This window comes from Bartonella sp. OT172YNZD, assembly GCF_042193725.1.
GTDB classification, from domain to species: domain Bacteria; phylum Pseudomonadota; class Alphaproteobacteria; order Rhizobiales; family Rhizobiaceae; genus Bartonella; species Bartonella grahamii_A.
The window spans coordinates 45,662-65,641 of the sequence record NZ_JBHILZ010000011.1 but is presented as its reverse complement, the minus strand read 5'-3'; the positions used below and the strand labels follow the sequence as shown (position 1 = coordinate 65,641).

The 19,980-nt window shown below is 41.4% G+C and carries 16 protein-coding genes; all 16 read left to right on the top strand.

Annotation, left to right across the window (positions count from 1 at the left end; genetic code table 11):
* The first annotated feature begins 1 nt into the window (after position 1).
* The 16 genes from ACFIJS_RS06330 to ACFIJS_RS06255 all read left to right on the top strand — a co-directional run bounded on the left by ACFIJS_RS06330 (position 2) and on the right by ACFIJS_RS06255 (position 18,716).
* Positions 2 to 316 carry a hypothetical protein gene (locus tag ACFIJS_RS06330; protein WP_375650699.1) on the top strand — a complete coding sequence of 105 codons (315 nt, stop codon included), beginning with the start codon at positions 2 to 4 and terminating at the stop codon, positions 314 to 316.
* Positions 309 to 968 (top strand): hypothetical protein, encoded by a 660-nt coding sequence (locus tag ACFIJS_RS06325; RefSeq protein ID WP_375650698.1) that lies wholly within the window; start codon positions 309 to 311, stop codon positions 966 to 968. Before ACFIJS_RS06330 ends, ACFIJS_RS06325 begins: the two co-directional genes overlap by 8 nt.
* An 18-nt stretch (positions 969 to 986) precedes the next feature.
* Positions 987 to 2,018, top strand: a complete 1,032-nt coding sequence (locus ACFIJS_RS06320) for a major capsid protein (RefSeq protein ID WP_375650696.1) — start codon at positions 987 to 989, stop codon at positions 2,016 to 2,018.
* Positions 2,019 to 2,035: 17 nt separating this feature from the next.
* Positions 2,036 to 2,470, top strand: a complete 435-nt coding sequence (locus ACFIJS_RS06315; protein ID WP_375650695.1) for a Bbp16 family capsid cement protein — start codon at positions 2,036 to 2,038, stop codon at positions 2,468 to 2,470.
* A 9-nt stretch (positions 2,471 to 2,479) separates the two neighbouring features.
* Positions 2,480 to 2,731 carry a hypothetical protein gene (locus ACFIJS_RS06310; protein WP_375650694.1) on the top strand — a complete coding sequence of 84 codons (252 nt, stop codon included), beginning with the start codon at positions 2,480 to 2,482 and terminating at the stop codon, positions 2,729 to 2,731.
* A 324-nt stretch (positions 2,732 to 3,055) separates the two neighbouring features.
* Entirely contained in the window at positions 3,056 to 3,697 is a 642-nt protein-coding gene (locus tag ACFIJS_RS06305) for a hypothetical protein (RefSeq protein WP_375650693.1), read from the top strand.
* Between the two features lie 9 nt (positions 3,698 to 3,706).
* Complete coding sequence (locus ACFIJS_RS06300; protein WP_375650692.1) at positions 3,707 to 6,031, top strand: hypothetical protein; 2,325 nt, start codon at positions 3,707 to 3,709, stop codon at positions 6,029 to 6,031.
* A 12-nt stretch (positions 6,032 to 6,043) separates the two neighbouring features.
* Positions 6,044 to 6,598: a hypothetical protein gene (locus tag ACFIJS_RS06295; protein WP_375650691.1), complete on the top strand. Its 555-nt coding sequence runs from the start codon at positions 6,044 to 6,046 to the stop codon at positions 6,596 to 6,598.
* Positions 6,598 to 9,027 (top strand): glycosyl hydrolase 108 family protein, encoded by a 2,430-nt coding sequence (locus ACFIJS_RS06290; protein WP_375650689.1) that lies wholly within the window; start codon positions 6,598 to 6,600, stop codon positions 9,025 to 9,027. Before ACFIJS_RS06295 ends, ACFIJS_RS06290 begins: the two co-directional genes overlap by 1 nt.
* Positions 9,017 to 14,836, top strand: a complete 5,820-nt coding sequence (locus ACFIJS_RS06285) for a hypothetical protein (protein ID WP_375650688.1) — start codon at positions 9,017 to 9,019, stop codon at positions 14,834 to 14,836. The genes ACFIJS_RS06290 and ACFIJS_RS06285 overlap by 11 nt, the downstream gene beginning before the upstream one ends.
* Positions 14,837 to 14,855: 19 nt before the next feature.
* Complete coding sequence (locus ACFIJS_RS06280; protein ID WP_375650686.1) at positions 14,856 to 16,949, top strand: hypothetical protein; 2,094 nt, start codon at positions 14,856 to 14,858, stop codon at positions 16,947 to 16,949.
* Positions 16,950 to 16,963: 14 nt separating this feature from the next.
* The gene (locus ACFIJS_RS06275; protein ID WP_375650685.1) at positions 16,964 to 17,629 is read left to right on the top strand and encodes a lysozyme; all 666 of its coding nucleotides are present in this window, start codon (positions 16,964 to 16,966) and stop codon (positions 17,627 to 17,629) included.
* Entirely contained in the window at positions 17,626 to 17,853 is a 228-nt protein-coding gene (locus ACFIJS_RS06270) for a hypothetical protein (protein ID WP_375650684.1), read from the top strand. Before ACFIJS_RS06275 ends, ACFIJS_RS06270 begins: the two co-directional genes overlap by 4 nt.
* Complete coding sequence (locus tag ACFIJS_RS06265) at positions 17,786 to 18,001, top strand: hypothetical protein (RefSeq protein WP_375650682.1); 216 nt, start codon at positions 17,786 to 17,788, stop codon at positions 17,999 to 18,001. The genes ACFIJS_RS06270 and ACFIJS_RS06265 overlap by 68 nt, the downstream gene beginning before the upstream one ends.
* Positions 17,982 to 18,200, top strand: a complete 219-nt coding sequence (locus ACFIJS_RS06260) for a hypothetical protein (RefSeq protein ID WP_375650681.1) — start codon at positions 17,982 to 17,984, stop codon at positions 18,198 to 18,200. The genes ACFIJS_RS06265 and ACFIJS_RS06260 overlap by 20 nt, the downstream gene beginning before the upstream one ends.
* A gap of 135 nt (positions 18,201 to 18,335) precedes the next feature.
* On the top strand, positions 18,336 to 18,716 hold the full coding sequence (locus ACFIJS_RS06255; protein WP_007346739.1) for a helix-turn-helix domain-containing protein: 381 nt from the start codon (positions 18,336 to 18,338) through the stop codon (positions 18,714 to 18,716).
* Positions 18,717 to 19,980 lie beyond the last annotated feature (1,264 nt).

The following is a 19,980-nucleotide window of genomic DNA, read 5'->3' as shown; positions in this document are numbered from 1 at the left end:
GATGCAAAATTTTGATCCCTTGGACTTGCAGTCGCGCATTGCACGTGAGGAAGACGCGCGTGAAAAAATAAGGCAAAGCCGCTTGAAAGAATGTGCTGAAATCAAGTGGTTAATGCAGGAAGAAATGGGGCGTGCCATTGTTTGGCGCCTGCTCAACAATGCTGGCATTTATCGCTCTTCTTATAGTGAAAATGCCCTTGCTATGGCGTTTAGTGAAGGCAAGAGAGAAATGGGACTTCGTCTGCTAGACAGCCTTACTCACGAATGTCCTGAACTTTACCAAACCATGATGAAGGAGAATACAAAGAATGTCTGATGAACAAGCAAATGCTGAGGCTGTAACAGAGCAGCAGTCCATGGCTCAGGAGGTGGTTACTGATAAGCTTTATGACAATACAGAAGCACCAGAAACACAGTTGATCCAATCAGAGCAAGATCAGCAAGAACCACAAAAAAAGGAGGGTGATCAAAAATCTTCTGAAACTTTTGGTGCACCTGAAAGCTACAGCTTTAAAGAATTTGAAGGGGCAGATTTTGATCCAATTATCGAGAACGGATTAAAGGAAGCGGCAAGAGAACTTAATCTTTCTCAAGTCGCTATGGATAAGTTCATGGATAAAATGGTGCCTCTTGCCCTTCAAAGACAGAAAGAGCGCATGGAGGCATTTTCTCAAGAGTTTGTAACAGCCTCAACCAATGATGAAGAATTTGGTGGTGAGAAGTTACAGGAAAACCTTGCCATTGCTCAAAGAGCTATGGGGCAATTTGGCTCACCAGAATTGAAAGAGTTTTTAAACCAATCGGGGCTTGGCAACCACCCTGAACTTATCCGCGCTTTTTATCGGGTGGGTAAGAACATGAGCGAAGACGGTTATGTCGGGAGTTCTCAAGGTGCAGGGACGGGAAAGAAAATACTCCAAGACTTTGATAGCATGGCACGCGCCATTTACGACAACAACCACTCTTAACTTTGAAGGAAATATATTATGGAACAAGAAACAACCTCTTTGCCGAATTCTAACCTCACTCTTGCCGATTGGTCCAAGCGACAAGACCCCGATGGTAAGATCCCCATTATTGTTAATCTCTTATCTCAAACCAATGAAATTTTGCAGGATGCCGTTTATAAAGAGGGGAATTTGCCCACCGGCGAACGCGTTGTTATTCGCACAGGGCTACCGACAGTTTATTGGCGTGCTCTTAATAAAGGGATTCCCTCCAGTAAATCGACCACAGCGCAAGTTGATGAGGCTTGTGGTATGTTGGAAGCTCGTTCAAGCGTAGATAAAGACTTAGCAATCCTGAATGGGAACGCTTCACAATTTCGTTTATCAGAAGACACGGCTTTTTTGGAGTCGATGAATCAAGAGCTAGTACAGACGCTTTTTTATGGTAATCCAGCCAAGAATCCGCAAAGTTTTCTTGGGCTTGCTCCCCGTTATAGTGATAAGAATGCACCCAATGGCGTGAATATCCTGGATGCAGGGGGACGTGGTTCAAACAACACCTCTGTCTATTTGGTGGTTTGGGGGGATCAGACAGTGTATTGCCCTTTTCCAAAAGGCTCAAAAGCGGGGCTTATTCATGAAGATTTAGGGGAGATCGATGTCTTTGATTCCGAGGGTGGTAAGTATCGTGGTTATGAGACACGGTATCAATGGAAGAATGGTCTTGTTGTTAAGGATTGGCGCTATGTGGTGCGTATCGCCAATATCGATGTTAATGATTTAAAAGAACAGAAGGGAACGCAAGCCCCTGGTGCTTCTACAGCATTGATCAATCTTTTATCAGATGCCGTTTATCATGTTCCCAATATCAGTTTTGGACGCCCTGCTTTTTATATGAACAAATCTGTTCACAAAGGACTTGCACGGGCGGGCTTGGAAAAGAGTCAAGCAGTTGTGACGATTGAAAAAGGTCTTACGCAATTTGGAAAACCTCATTCATGGGTCGATTTCCTTGGTGTACCATTGCGCCGTGCTGATGCGCTCTTAAACACCGAAGAAGTTGTGAAATAATAGGGAGAAAAATAGATATGATTACAGATGATTTTTTAACACTTAGCGAAGAGCAGGCAGTAAAAGATACCGCTTATTCGCGTCGCAGTATTGACTTATACACGCAACGAGACATTGGGGAGGGTAAACCGCTTTACATGTATTTTTCAATTCCACAAGCCTTTAAGGGGGGAACAAGTGTGGAGTTTCAACTGGTTATTGCTGATAAAGAGGACCTTAAAACGGGGGAAACAGTGATTGGAACAACAGGTGCTATCGTAGTTGAAAAATTATCAGAAGGAAAGGCACTTGCCATGACCATTCCTCCTATTATTGGCTCAACAGGCAAGCGCTATCTTGGGGCGAAATATGTTGTTAAGGGGACGAACACAAGCGGAAAGGTGAGTACCACACTCATTGAAACTGTCCAGGATGGAATGAAAATCTATCCTACTTTTATGCAGGATATTTAAGGAGGATTTATGCCGATTTATAAGGTAAAAACAACGTGCTTTGTTGGCAAAGTAGTTCGGCACAAAGGTGAAAGCTTTGAATATAATGGACCGCAAAATGATCACCTTGAACTGGTGAAGGAAAGCGCGACCACTCATTCACCGCCAAAAGCTAAGCCAGAAACGACTATACCAGAGGTTGCGTCAGAGATTGTAAAAGATACAAAGCAAGATCTTGAGCAAAGCAAACGCTCTGAAAAACCACAAGTAAACAAAGCTTGAAACAAAAGAAGGTGGGCAGGACCGTTCCCGCCTTCTTTGAAGAGAAACAACGCTTACTAAAATTTTAGTAAAACGCTCAATTGAGCACTAAATACTTTTTCAAAATATTCATTGTGGGTGGTTATACACTAAAAATCACTTTATGTTAGTAGACAATTAAGACAGCTCTCTCCAAATTTGACGGCACTTATTTAGAATTTTTATCCCCATTTTGGAAAAGCTCAATCTTGAAGAGGGGTTACAGCTCAAGAAATGTGCATAAGGCAATTTCATTAATATGAAGACGATCCCCCTTTTTGGGGGCTTTTTTATGGGAGTAAAGATATGGCATCTGTGGTTGAGATATGTAATATGGCCTTGGCGAATTTGGGACAAGCACCTAATATTGCCAGCATTGATCCACCAGAGGGTTCAATTCAAGCAGAGCTTTGCAAAATATATTACCCCATGGCGCGTAATAATGTGTTGGAAATGCATAATTGGAGCTTTTCCACCAAGCGTGTGCTTTTGCCATCCTTAGAAACCTCTATACAGCAATGGAGATATGCTTACGCAGTTCCAGATGATCTGTTAAAGGCTATTTCACTCATAGCCAATGACGCGGTGAGTGATACAGGCTATGTGGGTTTTGATGGGAAAAATGTTTGCTACAGTCCACAGGATTATATCATTGAGGCAGATTCAGAAGAAAGATTAGTCCTCTATAGTAATCAAGAAAAAGCTTTGCTGATTTATCAGGCGCGCATTGAAGATACGACGAAATTTAGTGCTTTATTCACGACAACATTGGTGTGGCATTTAGCCTCTATCTTGGCGGGACCAATCATCAAGGGGGAGAGTGGGCGTGCGGAGGCTAAGCGCTGTGAGCAAATGATGCTGTTATATTTCCTTAAAGCAGTTGGTGTGGATACTACACAGCGCAAGGTTACTCTCTCTCAAGTTCCGAGTAGTATAGCTGTGAGATAGGGGGCAGCTATGTCGAATATACGGATTTTCCAGCGTAGTTTTGGGAGTGGAGAAATATCACCAGAAATGTTTGGACGATTGGATGATAGCAAGTTTCAAACGGGTGCGGCTATTATGCGTAACTTTTTGGCTCAGCCACAAGGAACGGTGAAGAACCGTGCTGGTTTTAAAATGGTGCGCCAAGTGAAAGAGAGCGATAAGCGTGTGCGTATCATTCCTTTTACGTTTAACACCACCCAAACCATGGTGATTGAAATAGGTGAGGGCTATTTTCGTTTTCACACCCAGGGAGCTACTTTGGTAAACAAAGACGGGACGCCTTATGAGGTAGCTAATCCCTTTAAGCAATCGGAAATTTTTGATCTTCATTATGTACAATCGGCTGATGTTTTAACAATGGTTCACCCGCATCACCCACCCAGTGAGTTGAGACGGCTTGGTGCTTTGAAATGGGAATTTAAAGCCATAAATTTTAAAGCCCCCTTAGCCGCTCCACAAGGGCTTGTGCTCACCCGATATGTTCCTTCTTCTTCAAGCATTTCAAAAGACACTTATGAAGATAATATTTATGTTGTGACCTCTATTGCCAAGGATGGAATAGGAGAAAGTACGCCTTCCAAAGAAATCGGTATCAGTACCAATATTTATATTCAAGGCGCAAAAAACACGCTTCAATGGAAAAGAGTTCCTGAAGCTGAGCGCTATAATGTCTACAAAAAGCAGGCAGGAATTTTTTGCTTTATCGGTACCACGCAGAATTTGAATTTTGTAGATAATAATATTCAACCAGACGCTTCAATCACCCCTCCAACCTATGATAAAGTTTTTGAGAGCGTTAATCATTATCCGAGTGCCGTTTCCTATTTTGAACAACGTCGAATGTTTGCCGGTACTTTAAGTGAACCGCAAAAATTTTGGCTCACCAAGTCAGGAACTGAAAGCGATATGAGCTATGGTCTTCCTTTGCGAGACAATGACCGTATTGCTTTACAGGTAGCCGCACGAGAAGCAAGTGCGATAAGACATATTTTACCCTTAGCTCAACTGCTTCTTTTAACAGAATCTTCGGAATGGCTTGTGAGTTCAGTGAATTCCGATGCCATTACTCCTACAACCATTTCAGTACGACCACAATCTTATATAGGGGCATCGAATGTCCAGCCGGTCATTGTGAATAATACAGCTATTTATGCGGAAAGCCGTGGTGGTCATTTACGCGAAATCGGTTATAATTGGCAGGCTAATGGTTTTGTTACCAGTGACCTTACCTTGCGCTCTTCTCATTTATTTGACGGAAAAGAAATCGTTGATATGGCCTATACAAAGGCACCTAGTCCTATTATTTGGTCCGTTTCAAGCAATGGCATGTTGATAGGTGTGACGTATATTCCAGAGCAACAAGTCTCAGCCATTCACCGCCACGATACAGATGGGTTTTTTGAGAGTGTAGCGGTTGTTTCCGAGGGCTTTGAAGATGTCTTATATGTTGTAACCAAGCGCTTTATGAACGGTCGATATGTGCGTTTTATTGAATGTATGCAAACACGTCAAATAAGTGATGTGAAAGACAGTTTCTTTGTTGATTGTGGTTTAAGCTATGAGGGATATAACCGCACAGAGACAACCATTACAATTCAACATAATTTAAAAGAAGATGGTGGGAATTTAACCATAACGGCTTCAAAGCCTCTTTTTTCTTATCCAGAACAGACAGAGAGAGGGGATGCGTTTTTTATTTATGATGAAACGGGCACAAAATTTGTTTTTCATATTTTAGAGACGAAATCCGAGACTGTTGCAATTGCACGGTGCGATAATGCTTTGCCGGAAGCCTTCGAAAAGACACCGATAAAAGACTATTGGTTTGCCCGTAAGAAAATGTTGGGCTTGGAGCATTTAGAGGGAAAGCGGGTTTCTATCCTTACAGATGGCGCAGTGCACCCAGAGCAAGTCGTAAAAAATGGGGCTGTAAGGCTCAATTATGCCAGTGCAGTTGTTCATGTTGGTTTACCCTATGTCAGTGAGCTTGAAAGCTTGCCTATCGCTCTTCAAATTGATGGATTTGGTCAGGGGCGTCAAAAAAACATTAATCGTGTATGGTTGAGAGTTTATCAATCTTCAGGGATATGGGTTGGTCCATTGAAGGGGAAATTATCGGAATATAAACAGCGTACCATTGAGCCTTACGGACTTCCCCCTGAATTAAAATCTCAAGAAATTGAAGTCGCCATATTAGGGCAATGGGGAGATAGTGGCCAAGTTTTTATTCGTCAAAAAGACCCTTTGCCGCTCACAATTGTTTCAATGACGCTAGAAGTTTCAATAGGTGGATAAAGGAGCAGGGCAATGAGCTTTGGTGTAGGGGGTATCTTATCACTTTTTGGTGTTGGTATAAATGCCATAGGCGCTTATACGCAAGCCAAACAGCAGCAATACCAGTTCCAGTCTCAAGCACTGAGTTATGCATTTGATCAAGATATGGCAAAGATCAATGCCAAAATGCTAGAGAGTCAGGCAATGCAGCTCTACCGTGCGGGACGGTTGCAAGCAATGCAGTATGGTATGAAAGCGGGACAAGTGCAGGGGTCTGCTAAGGCGCACTTAGCAGCAAATGGGGTCAAAGCTGGTGTTGGAAGTGCTGCTGAAATCTTAGCCACAACAGAATTAATGAAAGAGATTGACCTTTTAACAATCAATAGCAACACCGTTCAAGCGGTAGAAGCCAAACATATGCAGAAAATGGGTGTTGAAATGTCAGGCACAATTGCGGGCATAAATGCCACGCGTGCGAGAGCAAACGTACAGAGTATTAATCCCTTATTTGCAGGTGTAACAACCTTTTTGGGCGGTTCAGCAAGGATCTTTGCCAATGAATGGTACAGAGGAAATGGGGGATATTAATGGCTAAAGTTCCTATTCTCAATGCACCAGAAGTTGCGGCACAGACTACAGAAGGGCAGATCCAAGCAAGCGGACATATCCAGCCCATGGGGGGTGATAGTGGGCAACAGATCAGCCAATTGGGGCATGTTTTTCAAAATATTGGTGCAGAAATATACCAAGTGCAAAATAAACTTCAAAATCAACTGGATGATGCGCGTGTGAATGAAAAATTCAGCCAATATCTGATGTATGTGAATGAAAGGCGTGCCGAATATGGATTGACGCAAGGGAAGAATGCGATTGAGGGATATGGTGGATTATTAGTCGATGTTCAGAATGCAAACGATAGCTTTAAAGGGGAACTCGATAACGAACGTCAAAGATTCCTTTTCAAAATGAAAGCACAATCTGTTTTGGTTGATACGCATAATTTTGCAACGAAGCATTCCTTGGGAGAAAGTTTTAAATACAGCGCAGCAGCCAAAGAGGCAAACATATCTGCTTTGAGTGATACAGCTGTTTCAAGCTTTGATCTGAATGCATTTGCGAAGAATTTTAATAATCCGGAATTTGTTAAGAATTATGTTGCCGCCGGCAAAGCCTATGAAGATTTGTTAGAACAGCAGGGCTATAAAAAAGGAACAATTGCCTTTGAGAATGCGAAGAGAAAACTCACGACGGATATTTTGCTTAAAATTGCGCAAAAATATAGTGAAGCAGGGCGCCATGTTGATGGGTTAAATTTTCTGGATAGCCAATATACAGAAGGCAAAATTGATCTTGATTCTTACACAAAAGCACACAGAGTTTTCGCACCCAATGCCCAAAAAGAGCAGATTGTTAACACCGCAAGGGGTTTTATAGCGCGGGCAACAGAGGCTTTACCGGCAAGTTTTAACACTGCTTATAATGCGACCTTGGATTTTGAAGGCAGATCTTATGTTCAAAATGATTCTGGAAGCCCTAGTTTTTGGGGACTTAATGCCAAAGCTCATCCTGAAATTCCAGATGTTTCAAAATTAACAGAAGGAGAGATTAAAAAGATCTATTATAAAGATTATTGGTTGCCTCTCAATGCTGATAATCTTCCAGAGAAAATCCGCTATATCGCTTTTGATACGGCTGTTAATATGGGGGTTAAAAAGACACTCAAGCTTTTAAAAGAAAGTGATGGGGACCCGAATCAGTTTTTAGATTTACGCCAAAATCACTACGATACTCTCGTAAAACAAAATCCTGAGAAATATGGAAAATATCAAAAAGGGTGGGCAAAGCGGGTTGGCTCTTTACGTGAAATGGTAGGTTTTGTGGGTCAACGAAATGAATTTAACCAGCCCCGCTCGCAACCGCTTCATTCCGTTTTGTCTGATTTGAGAGCTTATGCTGAACAAAAGGGTTGGACACCAGATATGCTGGAAAAAGCAGAGTATGAGACGAAGTCTCGCTATTTGGATATGCTAAGAGAGCAAAAACTTTCCTATGATGAAAATTATAATCAAGCAGCCATGATTGCTTTTTCTCAACGTAATGGATGGAAAGATGTGCCCCCTGAAATTTGGGCGCAACTTATGCCGCAAGACAGAACAAAACTCCAACTTGGTTCTGCAACAATAGACGATCCAGAGACGGTGTCACGGTTGGTGAGCAATCCTGATTTGATGAAAAATAATGGTATCTACCTCTTTGGAGATAAATTAACACGCGCCACCATGAATAAGCTTATGGAACGCTATGGGGGTGGAAATGGTATAGGAAGTGTAAAAATTGATCAGAAAGCGCTTACCGTTGCTCTGGTAGACAATGGGTTTAAGAACCTTGTCAAGCTGGAGAATGAAAAAGATAAGAGAGATAGGGCGAATCTTGAATTAATCTTGCAAGACGCACTTTATAAGAAACAGGCTTCGCAAAATATGCCACTCAGCCCTGAAGCCATTAAGTCTGTCACACAGCAAGTTCTCAACGATACCATAAAAGTGGACGACGGATATTTTGGAGCTACACAATATCATAGATATCAATTGAAGGATAATGATGAGAAGTTAAGAGAGGCATATGTAGAAATAGACCCTGCACAGGAGAAGCGCAATCAGGCTTCAAAACAGTATGCACAAGATTTGAGAGCCTCTTTGGATAATGCGGCACTCTTTGGGGGTGATGTGATTTTGTATCCTTCAAAACTCTTACCCGAGTGGACCTCTTCAGTCCATGAGACACCCCCATTCGTATCATCTAAAACGAAGTTTTATTTTAGAGATATTCCCTTAGAAAAACGCCTTGAATATGCAAAAACTTTAGAAGATTTAGGGCTTGTGGCTTCAGAGAAGGCAATCGTTATCATGTCAATATTGGGGAATAAGAAGAAAATAAAAGATTACGGTCGGCAGGAATTATATGATCAATTGACCGAATATTTAGTGGAAGCGAGGCTTATTCATAATGGAAAATGAGAATGAAGCTCAAAGCATTTTGACTGTTCCCCAACAAGATGAGACACTACAGGCTAGCACTTACAGTTCAAAACCACAGACTTTATCTCTTTCTCTTTCACATGAGACTTCATTAGACGATGATTGGTTAAGTGGGAAAGAGATTCTTGCAAACTATGAGCAATATAGAAGTGAGCAAGAAAAGATTGTTGCGGCACAAGCTTGCAAGATTGAGCCCAATAAAGCGGGAAGAATATGCGATTTGAGCGCAAAGACGGGGCTAGAAACAAGAGCGATTGCCAACAATCTTGATTATTATTTAGAACATTTTAAGCAGCGTGAATATTTTTTAGAGAATTTTTCATCCTATAGTGCTTTTACACGACGAATGATAAAGGACCCGTGGTTTGCCGCGACAATCCAGGATGATCTTCGCAATCTTCATCATACAGAAAGCACTTTGGAGGGTTGGGCTCGGGCGTGGAATATCGGTTCTATTGTGTTTGACTTAAATGCAATCCATTACAAAGAGGGAATAGGAACGGCGACAGATGAAGATTTAAAACGCCGTGAAAGATTAGAAGCAGAATTGCAAAAGCTTGGTACACCATATGGCTTTTTGCAGAATGTCTCTTTGTTTGTTGCGCAATTATGGAAACCCGTTCCAGAAGCTTTTACTTTTGGGACAATAGCGATGGCAGCAGGTGCAGGAATAGGGAGTGCCCCTGGCGCGACAATGGGTTTTGGAGCAGGATTTGCTGCGTCATACATTGAACAAATGTACAGACAAATCTATGGAAGTTCTTACCATGAAATGACACAGGCAGGCGTTCCAAAAGAAAAGGCAATGTATTTTGCTGCGGGGATAGGCTTGCTTGGAACAGCGGTCGGTGCAGGAGGCTTAAAGGTTATTTCTAAGCCTCTTACGCCTTTGCTTTCAAAATTGGTAGCGCAAACAGTTAAGAACAACCTCACACAATTGACAACACGCCAAGCTGCAGTTAATTTTGTTAAGAATGCAGCGACAATGGTTGGCGTTGAAACCGGTGTTAATGTTGCCCAGGAAGCAACCCAAATTTTAGGTGTGGAGACTGCTAAGGCAAGCTCAAACATTGAAAGTTTGTTTGCAACAGCGGAAGGACGCTTAGAAATCGCGCAAAGACTGCTTGATACAGCAGGGCAGACAGCTTCTACTATGATTGTTCTTGCACCATTTCCAGCGGCTGCCCGATTTGTTTATGATGCGGGAAGAGCCAATATGGCTCAGCGTCAAAAGCGTTTTATAAATGATTTGTCAAAGCTAACCTTGCAAAGCAAGGTTAGGAATCGAAGTCTTTATGCCTATGAAACTGTTTTGGCTGATCAAGCGAAAGATATGGGTGCTGAAAATATTTATATTGACGCGGCTCACTTCAACACCGTTTTGAACCAAAAGGGCATAAGTCGTGAGGAACTGAAACGGACTTTGTCTGAAGTAGAAGAACAATTAGAATTAGCGCTTGATACAGGCGGCGATATTGTCATTCCCACAGAAAAATATGCTTCTCAAATAGCGACGACTGATTTGGGGGCAGGGCTTATTGATCATGTACGCCTTGATCCAGAAGCCATGAGTACTGCAGAGGCAAAAAGCTTTCTTGATGAGCAACAAGGGCATTTTGACAAGGCTGTAGAAGATCTTGCTCAAAACATGCTACAAGAGGAAAAATTTTCTCGTGATGCCCAAGAAGTGGAAAAGCGCTTCTTAAAGAAGATAAAGGACACCCGCATTTATTCCCATGAGGCTTCAAAGGCTTTTGCCAGCCTCGTGAAGAGCTTTATCACAACACAAGCCAAAGAACTCAATATGATGCCAAGCGCGTTTTATGAGCGTTATCTGTATGGCTTTCAATCCCCTTTTGGCAAAAAAGATTTGAAAGGTGCTGCAAGCCATGGGCTTTCTCAAGGGAATCGTGGGGGCTTTGACCCAAGCACCTTCACTACGCTTTTAACAAAAGACGCGGATTATTCTACATTTTTGCATGAGACGGGGCATTTTTTCCTGACGGTTTATTCTGATTTGGCAGCCATGAAAGATGTTCCACACCGCTTTAAAGAGGATATGCAGACGCTTCTTGAGTGGTTTGGTGTGAAAGATCTTAAAACATGGAAAGCTCTGTCGCTTGAACAGCAACGACCATACCATGAACAATTTGCCTATAATTTTGAGCTTTATTTGTCTGAAAACAAAGCGCCAAACGCGGGTCTTCAGAAATTGTTTCATAAATTTGCTACATGGTTGCGCACTGTTTACCGCTCTATCCGTGATGATTTAAACACCTCTTACCGCCAAGAAGTAGGTAAAGATTTACCTCTCCTGACCGGTGAAGTTGGTCGTGTTATGGATAGAATGCTTGCGGGTGAAGATCAAGTAACCCAGGCGAGTGCTTTTTTTGATATTCCCCTTTATGAAAGCCAAAAAATCTCAGGAATGAGCACAGAGCAGTGGCAAGATTATTTGGCATTACACAAGGAAACAAAGGAAGCCGCCGCAACAAAATTAGCCCAAAGAAGTGTCAATATTATGCGGTGGGAAAGCAAGGCTAAAAGTAAGCACCTCAAGAAAATTCAAGCCCATGTTGATAAAACCAGAAAGATGATAGAGGCAGAAGTCACACAAGAAATGATGAAACGCCCCGTTTACCGGGCAATCAATTTTTTGAGATATGGCAAGGAGCTTAATGAGAAGGGAAAGCTTGTTGAGGTTGCTTTCCCTGCTAAACTCTCCATTGACAGCGTTGAGGCGCTCTATCCAAACAAAGAAACCAGAACTTTTGTGAAGAAAGCTCTTGGCTATGGACACTATGGCATGCTTGCCCGTGAGGGCATATCAGCTGAAGTGATTGCTGAAATGTTTGGATATAAAACCGCTAAAGAGATGATTACCGATATCCAAAAGGCGCCGAGCTTTAAAGAAGCCGTTCACCTTGAAACTGACCGACAAATGATTGAAAAGCACAGCGACTTTTTTGACGAAAAAGCCCATGCTGATGCCATTAACAATGCTCTACACAATGATTTACGCGCGCAATTGATAGCCGCAGAGTTGCGTCATGCGGAGCAATCTACAGTGCCTCTTCGTGTCTTTACACAAGGAACAAAGCGGTTTGCCAGAAGAGTACTTAGCAATCATAAGATTAAAGATTTAAAACCCTATCACTTTGCCCTAGCAGAAAGAAGAGCGGCGAAGGAGGCTCTTGAGGCTATGCGTAAAGGAAATGCTGAAGTTGTTGTGACAGCTAAGCGCCAGCAGATTTTGCTTAATCAGTTAGCCCGTGAAGCAGAGGAAATAAAACAAGAAATTGATAAGGGGCTGAAGAACTTCGAAAAGATCTTTGCTCCGGATAAGAAGCTTGCTAAGACCCGTGATATGGGGTACGTCAATGCCGCACGCTCTGTTCTTAGCTTTTTTGGTTTGGCTCAAGGAAAACAGACGCTGGAAGATTTCCTTGCCCATATCAAGGAATATAATTCTGCTCTCTATGAAGAGATTTTGCCAAAAGTTCTCACTGCAACGCTTGAGAAAACAAAATATCCTTCCATGACGGTGGAAGATTTTAGAATCATGCGCGAGGCTGTTAATGCTCTGTGGCACCAATCACGGCGCGATAAGATTGTTCAAATTGAGGGCAAATCGGAATTTGTGAGTGATGTGGTTGATCATCTGGTTGAGCAGATGAATGATCTTGGGATTAAAGACGAAGAAATTGGCTCTACGCGTGCAGTTACGGAATTTGAGAAGAAGAAACGTCTTTTTGGTGGTTTACGTGCCGCCCTAGTCCGCGTTGAGCATTGGGCTGATTTGATGGATGGGGCCAATAAAGTGGGGCAACGGTTCTTTACAGAAAAGCTTGTACGCCCCGTTATACAAGCTGTTGATCGCTATACTTCTGTACGAAATGAAAAGGTTAAGCACTATATTGAAAGTTTAAAAAATCTTGATTTGCCGAAGGGAAAGATTGAAGCGTACGAGCTTGGTTATACTTTTAAGAATAAAGCAGAGCTTTTAGGGGCGCTTCTCCATACGGGGAATGAGAGCAATCTACGCAAGCTTTTACTTGGGCGTGAATGGGGGGAGATTAATTTAGATAAAGCACTCAATAGTGAGAGGTGGCAGACGTTTCAGTCCCGTATGATTCATGAGGGGTATCTCACCAAAGCAGACTTTGATTTTGCGCAAACAGTTTGGGATTTAAATGAAACCATGAAACATGATGCTCAAAAGGTGCATTATGATATTTTTGGCTATTATTTTAAAGAAGTAGAGGCGACACCCATTATCACTCCATGGGGTGAATATAAGGGGGGCTATGTACCGGCGAAGACTGATCCCTTTATGGTTCGAAAAGAGGCAAAGGGAACGTTGGAGAGCCTGCAAGATGATTTTAGATATGCACTTCCTTCAACAGGACTTGGTTTCACAAAAACCCGTGTAGAGTATAATAAGCCACTCTCCTTAGATTTACGTCTCATGGCACGGCATATTGATGATGTGGTGCGTTTTATTTATGTACAGCCAGCCATTCAAGATGCCTTGAAAATTATCAATAACAGAAAATTTAAGGATACAATGAACCGCTATGACCCTTCAGTGCTTGAGGGGGTGTTAATGCCATGGTTAGAGCGGGTTGCTACGCAACAAGCTGTCAAAAATGGCGCTCTTCCTTTGATAGATAGCGTGATGAAAGGCGTGAGATCAAGAACTGGGGCTGCTTTAATGTTTGGAAATTTTGTTAATGTTGCTCAGCAAGTTTTAGGGATTTTTCCAGCAGCCATTAAAGTCCGCCCCAAATATCTTGTTGAGGGTTTTAGGACCGTTTTTGCAAACCCAAGAGAGACAGCCCAAACGATTTGTCAACTGTCTCATTTTATGGATAATCGTCTAAAACAGCAAATTTACACGCTGTATGAAGCAGGCAATGATATTCTGCTCAATCCCAATATCTTCCAAAAGATGGATCATTTTTTAAAGCGAAACGCTTATTTTATGCAAACGGCCGTGCAGAATAAAATGGATTTAGTGGTTTGGCATGGTGTCTATACACAAGCGCTTGAAAGAATGGGCAAGGGGCTTGATGAGACAGCAGCACAGAAGGAGGCTATTGCCCAAGCAGATGCGGCTGTGCGCATGACACAAGACAGTTTTGCCCCGCAAGATATGGCAGCTTATCAAGTCTCAACACCGTTTGCAAACGCTTTTACCCAGTTCACAAGTTACTTCAATATGCTGTACAATTTACAAGGCAGTGAAATGAGGAAAGCCGTGAGAGAAGCAGGACTTGTTCACGCCACACCACAACTCTTTCATATTGCTTTAATGGGTTCAGTTATTCCTGCAATAGCTTCTGGTATTATTATGAGAACCTTCAATAATTCTTGGAAAGAGCGTGATGTGGATGAACAGCTCTTTACTTATTTCGCGGGCTACTTTTTTGCCGATATATTTGAGCAAGAATTAGCCAAACTTCCCTTTGCAGGTTCAATCATCAATACGACGTGGGATAGTTTAACGGGGGGAGGTTATCAGGGGCGTTTTGCTTCCAACCCTTCCTTTGGTGCCATGGAAAATTCAACGGTGGGTTTGGCACGTGGATTGCGCAACTTAATTGACGTTGAACGAGAAGTCACAGGCAAGAATGTGCGCGATTTCTTCACCGCGATACAGACATGGGGTGGTTTTCCACTAGCGCCTTTCGGCAAGCCCTTTGCCTATATGAGAGAAGTTGAACGTGGCAGAAAAGAATCTGAAAATATTTTTGATTTTGGACGTGGGCTTATTACAGGTCGATAATTAATCTTGAGGTGATCAAATGACTATTTCTTCCACGGGTCGTAAGGCCGGTTTGTTTATGGGTAATGGTTTAAGCAACAGCTTTCCTTTTTTGTTCAAGGTTTTTGATGAGAAAGAATTACAGGTGTTTCAGCTTGATGTCGCTAAAAATCAGCAGACAGTCTTAAAGCTTGGCGTTGATTATAAAGCAGAGCTCAACCCCAATCAGAATAGTACTGCAGGTGGACATATTACTTTGCTTAAGGGAGCTTTAGCTAATGGGCATACACTTGTTATTACATCGAATATTCCCAATTTGCAGCCGATTGAGCTCACAAACCAAGGCGGTTTTTATCCTGATGTTATCAATACCGGGCTTGATAGATTAACCATTCAAATTCAACAATTAGCAGAACAAATAAGCCGTGCACCCAAAGTGCCAATTACGAGTAATATAAATCCAGATGATATTGTAGCGGATGTGCACGTGATGGCAAATAATCTAGGAGCGCTCAATATCGTCGCCGAGGCAATAAAACAAGTCAAAACAGATGCTGATCATATTGAAGAAATTAAGACCGTTTCTGGACATATTGATCATGTGGATACCGTCTCTCAAAACATAGCGGGTGTAAATACCGTAGCCGCAGATATTGAAAAGGTTGTGATCACTGCCGAAAACATTGATCATGTGAAAACTATCTTAGAACATGCAGAAAAAGTGGACGATGTTCTTCATGTAGCAAGTGAGGCAAAGGATATTGCGCGGGTTGCATTAACCACAGCAAACGGTGCAAAATCTTATGCTATAGATGCGAAAATAATTGCTGAATCTGCGCAAAAAATAGGAAATGGAGCATACGCTGCGGCAAGTGTTGCACAAGAAACAGCCGATAACGCACAAGCTTCAGTTCAAGCTTGTATGAGTGTTTCTGATAAAGCAAAAGAGGTATCAGAGAGTGCATTAAGTGCTGCTCAAGTTGCACAAACGAATGCTACGGATGCGAAAACGATTGCGACCACAGCACAAACGACAGCTAATAAAGCGCAAGATACAGCACATAGTGTACAGAAAAAAGTTGATCTCATTCAATCTCTTGAAAAACAAGACTGGATTGATGGCACAAAAACAATAGATGCGCTTATTTCACCAGCCAATCTGATGGCTTCAATCAAAGCCAATAGCAGCAATAGCAGTGGCAACAATGGTGGTGGGGTTAGCAAACCTATTGAAATTCTCATGACAGAAAGTGGAGACATTCCTTGGCCAGAAGGAACGACTGATGAGACAGAACTTGAGATATGGGCTTGGGGTGGCGGCGATGCTGGGAGAGATAGTATTTATGGTGGCACTGGCGGTGACGGTGGTTTTGGTGGTTGTTGTACGTACGTAAGAACAAGGAAAAAATTTCTTGGAAAGAATTCGGTCAGTATTGGAAAAGGCGGAAAAAATCCTAATAATCCTAGAGGCGATCGCACAGTAGTTGGTCAATTTATTATAGCTTTTGGTGGAAATGGCTCAATTAAACCTTATCAAAAAGGCGTGTTTAAAGGTGAGGATGCTACAGGCAAAGATGGCGATTATAATGGTAAAGATGGCTTTCTTGGCGGTAGAGGTGGCGATGGTGGCTATGGTGATTATGGCAACGGTCTTGGCAATGGTGGCATTGGCGGTCGTGGTGGTGATAATTTTTTATCCGATGGTGGTTGGGGCGGTTATGGCGGCGGCGGCGCTGGTGGCACTGGCGGTAAAGGCGGTAGAGGCGGTGATGGTGGAAGTAGTGTTTATGGTTTAGGCGGTAAAGGCGGTAGAGGTGGCGATGGTGGCACTGGCGGTAAAGGCGGTAGAGGCGGCATTGACAAACCTGTCGGCATGAGCGGTAAAGGCGGTGATGGTGGAAGTAGTGTTTATGGCGGCGGTGGCGGTGGTGGCGGTAGTTATTCTAATGGTCAAGTCGGTCATGGTGGTCATAGCATGTGGGGCGGTCATGGTGGTAAAGGCGCTTTAAGCCCTAAAGAGAGTAAGGTACTTTATGGCGGCGGCGGCGGTGGTTATTTTCCTGGTAAAGATGCAACAGACTCATCAAGTGGGGATGGCGGTGACGGAGCAGTACTCATAAAGGTATATTTATAGGATGGAATAAAGCAATGACACGGAAAATAAATAAAGACTGTTTACACTGTTTAAAACAGTGGGAAGGTTTGCGATTACGGGCTTATCAAGATGTCTCTGGTGTTTGGACGATTGGCTATGGACATACGGGGAAAGCTGGTAAACCAATCGTTGTTGAGGGCATGGTAATTACAGAAAAAAAAGCTGAAACCATGCTTTTATCAGATTTGCGGCAATATGAACAAGCTGTAGAAAAAGCGGTTTGTGTGATTTTAAGTGACGAGCAGTTTGGTGCACTTGTTTCCTTTTGTTATAATGTAGGTATTCCAGCTTTTCAGAATTCTACGTTACTTAAAAAACTCAACAAAGGTGATTATGAAGCAATACCTGCGGAATTACAAAAATGGACCAAAGCAGGTGGAAAGCGTTTACAAGGTCTTGTCCACCGACGTGCAGCAGAAGCAGGATTATGGGCAAAGGGTGCTTTTGTTTCCTCGAACTATCAAACGGTAGAAACAAAGGATTCAACAGGTCTTTTTAAAGCAGAAGCATTGGCACCTATTATTGGGTCGTTCTCGGGTCTTGGTGGTTTTTTAGCTGGCAATGGTCCTATTCAATGGGCTTTCGCTTTCATTATGGTTTTAGCAGCATGTGCTGGCATTTTCTTTGTTTCTAAGCGCTTTAAGGAGCACTGTTTATGATCTTATGGATGAAAAAAAATCTGCTGTTAACAGGTGCGGCTCTAGCCGCTTTTTTTATGGCTTTAGCCAAAGCTTTTACTCTTGGAAAAAAAGCAGAACAGCAAAAGCAAACAGAAAAGGCTTTAAAGGCAGCAATAGCACGACTTGAGGTGGAAAATGAAGTTAATCAGAAAAGTGATACTGATGTGCGTGTTGCTCTTTCTCGTTGGTTGCGGGACAAATAAGTATGTCTCTTGTGTTGGTTGGTTGCCCATTTATTTAGACAGGCAAGATGTCAACGTCATCAGTTCCAATTTAGCAAGAGAGATCTTAAAGCATAACAAGCAGGGCGAACGCTTGTGTGGGTGGAAACATGGTAAGAAAAAAAGCTGAAAAACACACAGAGCTTACAGAAGCGGAGAAAGAGATGCTTCAAGAAATCATTATTACCTACCAAAGTGTGAAAGTAATGTCACGTCTCATGAAGTGGATAGCCTTTTTTCTTTTTTTGCTTATCCTCGATTTTGCCCGCTTCATAGACGCGATAGATAATGTCATTACACATTTAAAACAGTGGTTTTCAAAAAATTAGATGCATCAAATTTCTCCTTGAAAAAGTCACCAAAAACGCCTCGAAAAGAAGTTCTTATTCGCAATAATTGAAGCAAGTTTCGAAAAAATTTGTTAGAATCAGAAGAAATATTTCTTCTCTAATAGGATTTTTTAGATGATCACACCTTTTGGCAAAACCTTACGCAAACTTCGTATTGATCATTCAGAACGCCTTTTAGATATGGCTAAAAAATTAGATATATCTTTAGCGTTTTTGTCTGCTGTTGAAATTGGCAAAAAATCTGTTCCTGTAGGAATGGAGGAAAAGATCATTGAACTCTATGCTTTAGATCAAGAAGCAGCAGAACGTTTGAGAAGAGAATCGGATGCTTGTCGTACGAGTTTTACAATAAAGCCTTCTGATTCATTTGAGCGTGAAGCTGTTGGTATGTTTTCTAGAATAATCAACACTGTTTCACAAGCAGACTTAGAATTACTCAAACAATTTTTAGAGAAAGTTGGCAAAAAAAAACGCTCTTTGCAAAGGCAAGTTTGAAAATCCTATTCCCGAACCTTTATTTAATTATCCCGAACCTTGAAAAAAGCTATGTAGAATCAATAAGTTACACACTAGTAAAATTTGGATGGCAGAGCTGTCGGGATCGCCAAGTTTAAATAAAATCAATAGGTTATAAAAAGGTGTTATATGTACCGCCAAAATAAGATCCAGATAAGATATTGTTTTTTCAATGAGAGACATTTGCGGACAATTTGATTTAACGTGATTGTCACTGTTTCTCAGGTAGGGCTATAGATTTTCATCAATGTTTAGGTTTTCTTAGTCTTATACGTTTAAGAATGTATACTGTGTATTTATAGGCTATCTTGCACATATTCTGTTTGAATTATGAATGAAGATAGATTGTATCTCAGAGTTAAGTTTTTAGATTTCACATTTACATTTTCAAATGTTTTTTTATTTCTTTGTAGTTTGTACATCATATTAGAGGTATTTTATTATTGGATAACAATTACATTAAACTGTTATGCAAATGAAATCTGAAGATCTAAACTCATACGGTTCAAGATGATCATTATTTCAATAGGGATACAGTGTGAGGAGAATGCCATTTTACGCGCTTTTTTTAAGAGATATCTCTTAAAGCTCACAAAAACTCACTTCACGCTGGCACTTGTGAATGGTACAATGGCAAATCCATTGAGCTCCATCATCTTTACACTTATGAAGAAATAAACCAACACTATCATATACTTTGCCTATTTGCCAGTCCCTGATGTTGCGATAGATCTTAGCACTTGAGGCAGTTATCGGCATTTTAGTTCTTTTTTATATAATTTTTACCTAATACCAATTCCTTTTATGACATGTAAGAGAGATAGTTTTAATTGATTCAATATAAATAGGTTTAAAATGAGAAAACATTACGATATTCGGATTTCTCATTCAATATGAGAAACAATAAAACATGATTATAAATTAATGTATTGTCAGAATAAAAAAATTCTTTTATTGTGTTTTTTATTCTTTTAAAGATTTTATTATAATATGTAATTGGTAAACTTAAAATACAGCTCTAAGACTAAGTGTTTTATATTTATCGAAGTGGCTGTTGTTATATCTAACTGTTTGGATGACAAGTATATACCAACAGACATGAAGGAATTAAGAAAAACAGGGGATATATCAGGAAATAAACACTATTTTTCAGAACAGAAGCCTATGCTTATCGAAAGAATTTTAAAATCAAACTTCTAATCTGTGGCAAAATGAAACTGGTGTTACGTTTGTGATACTTTTA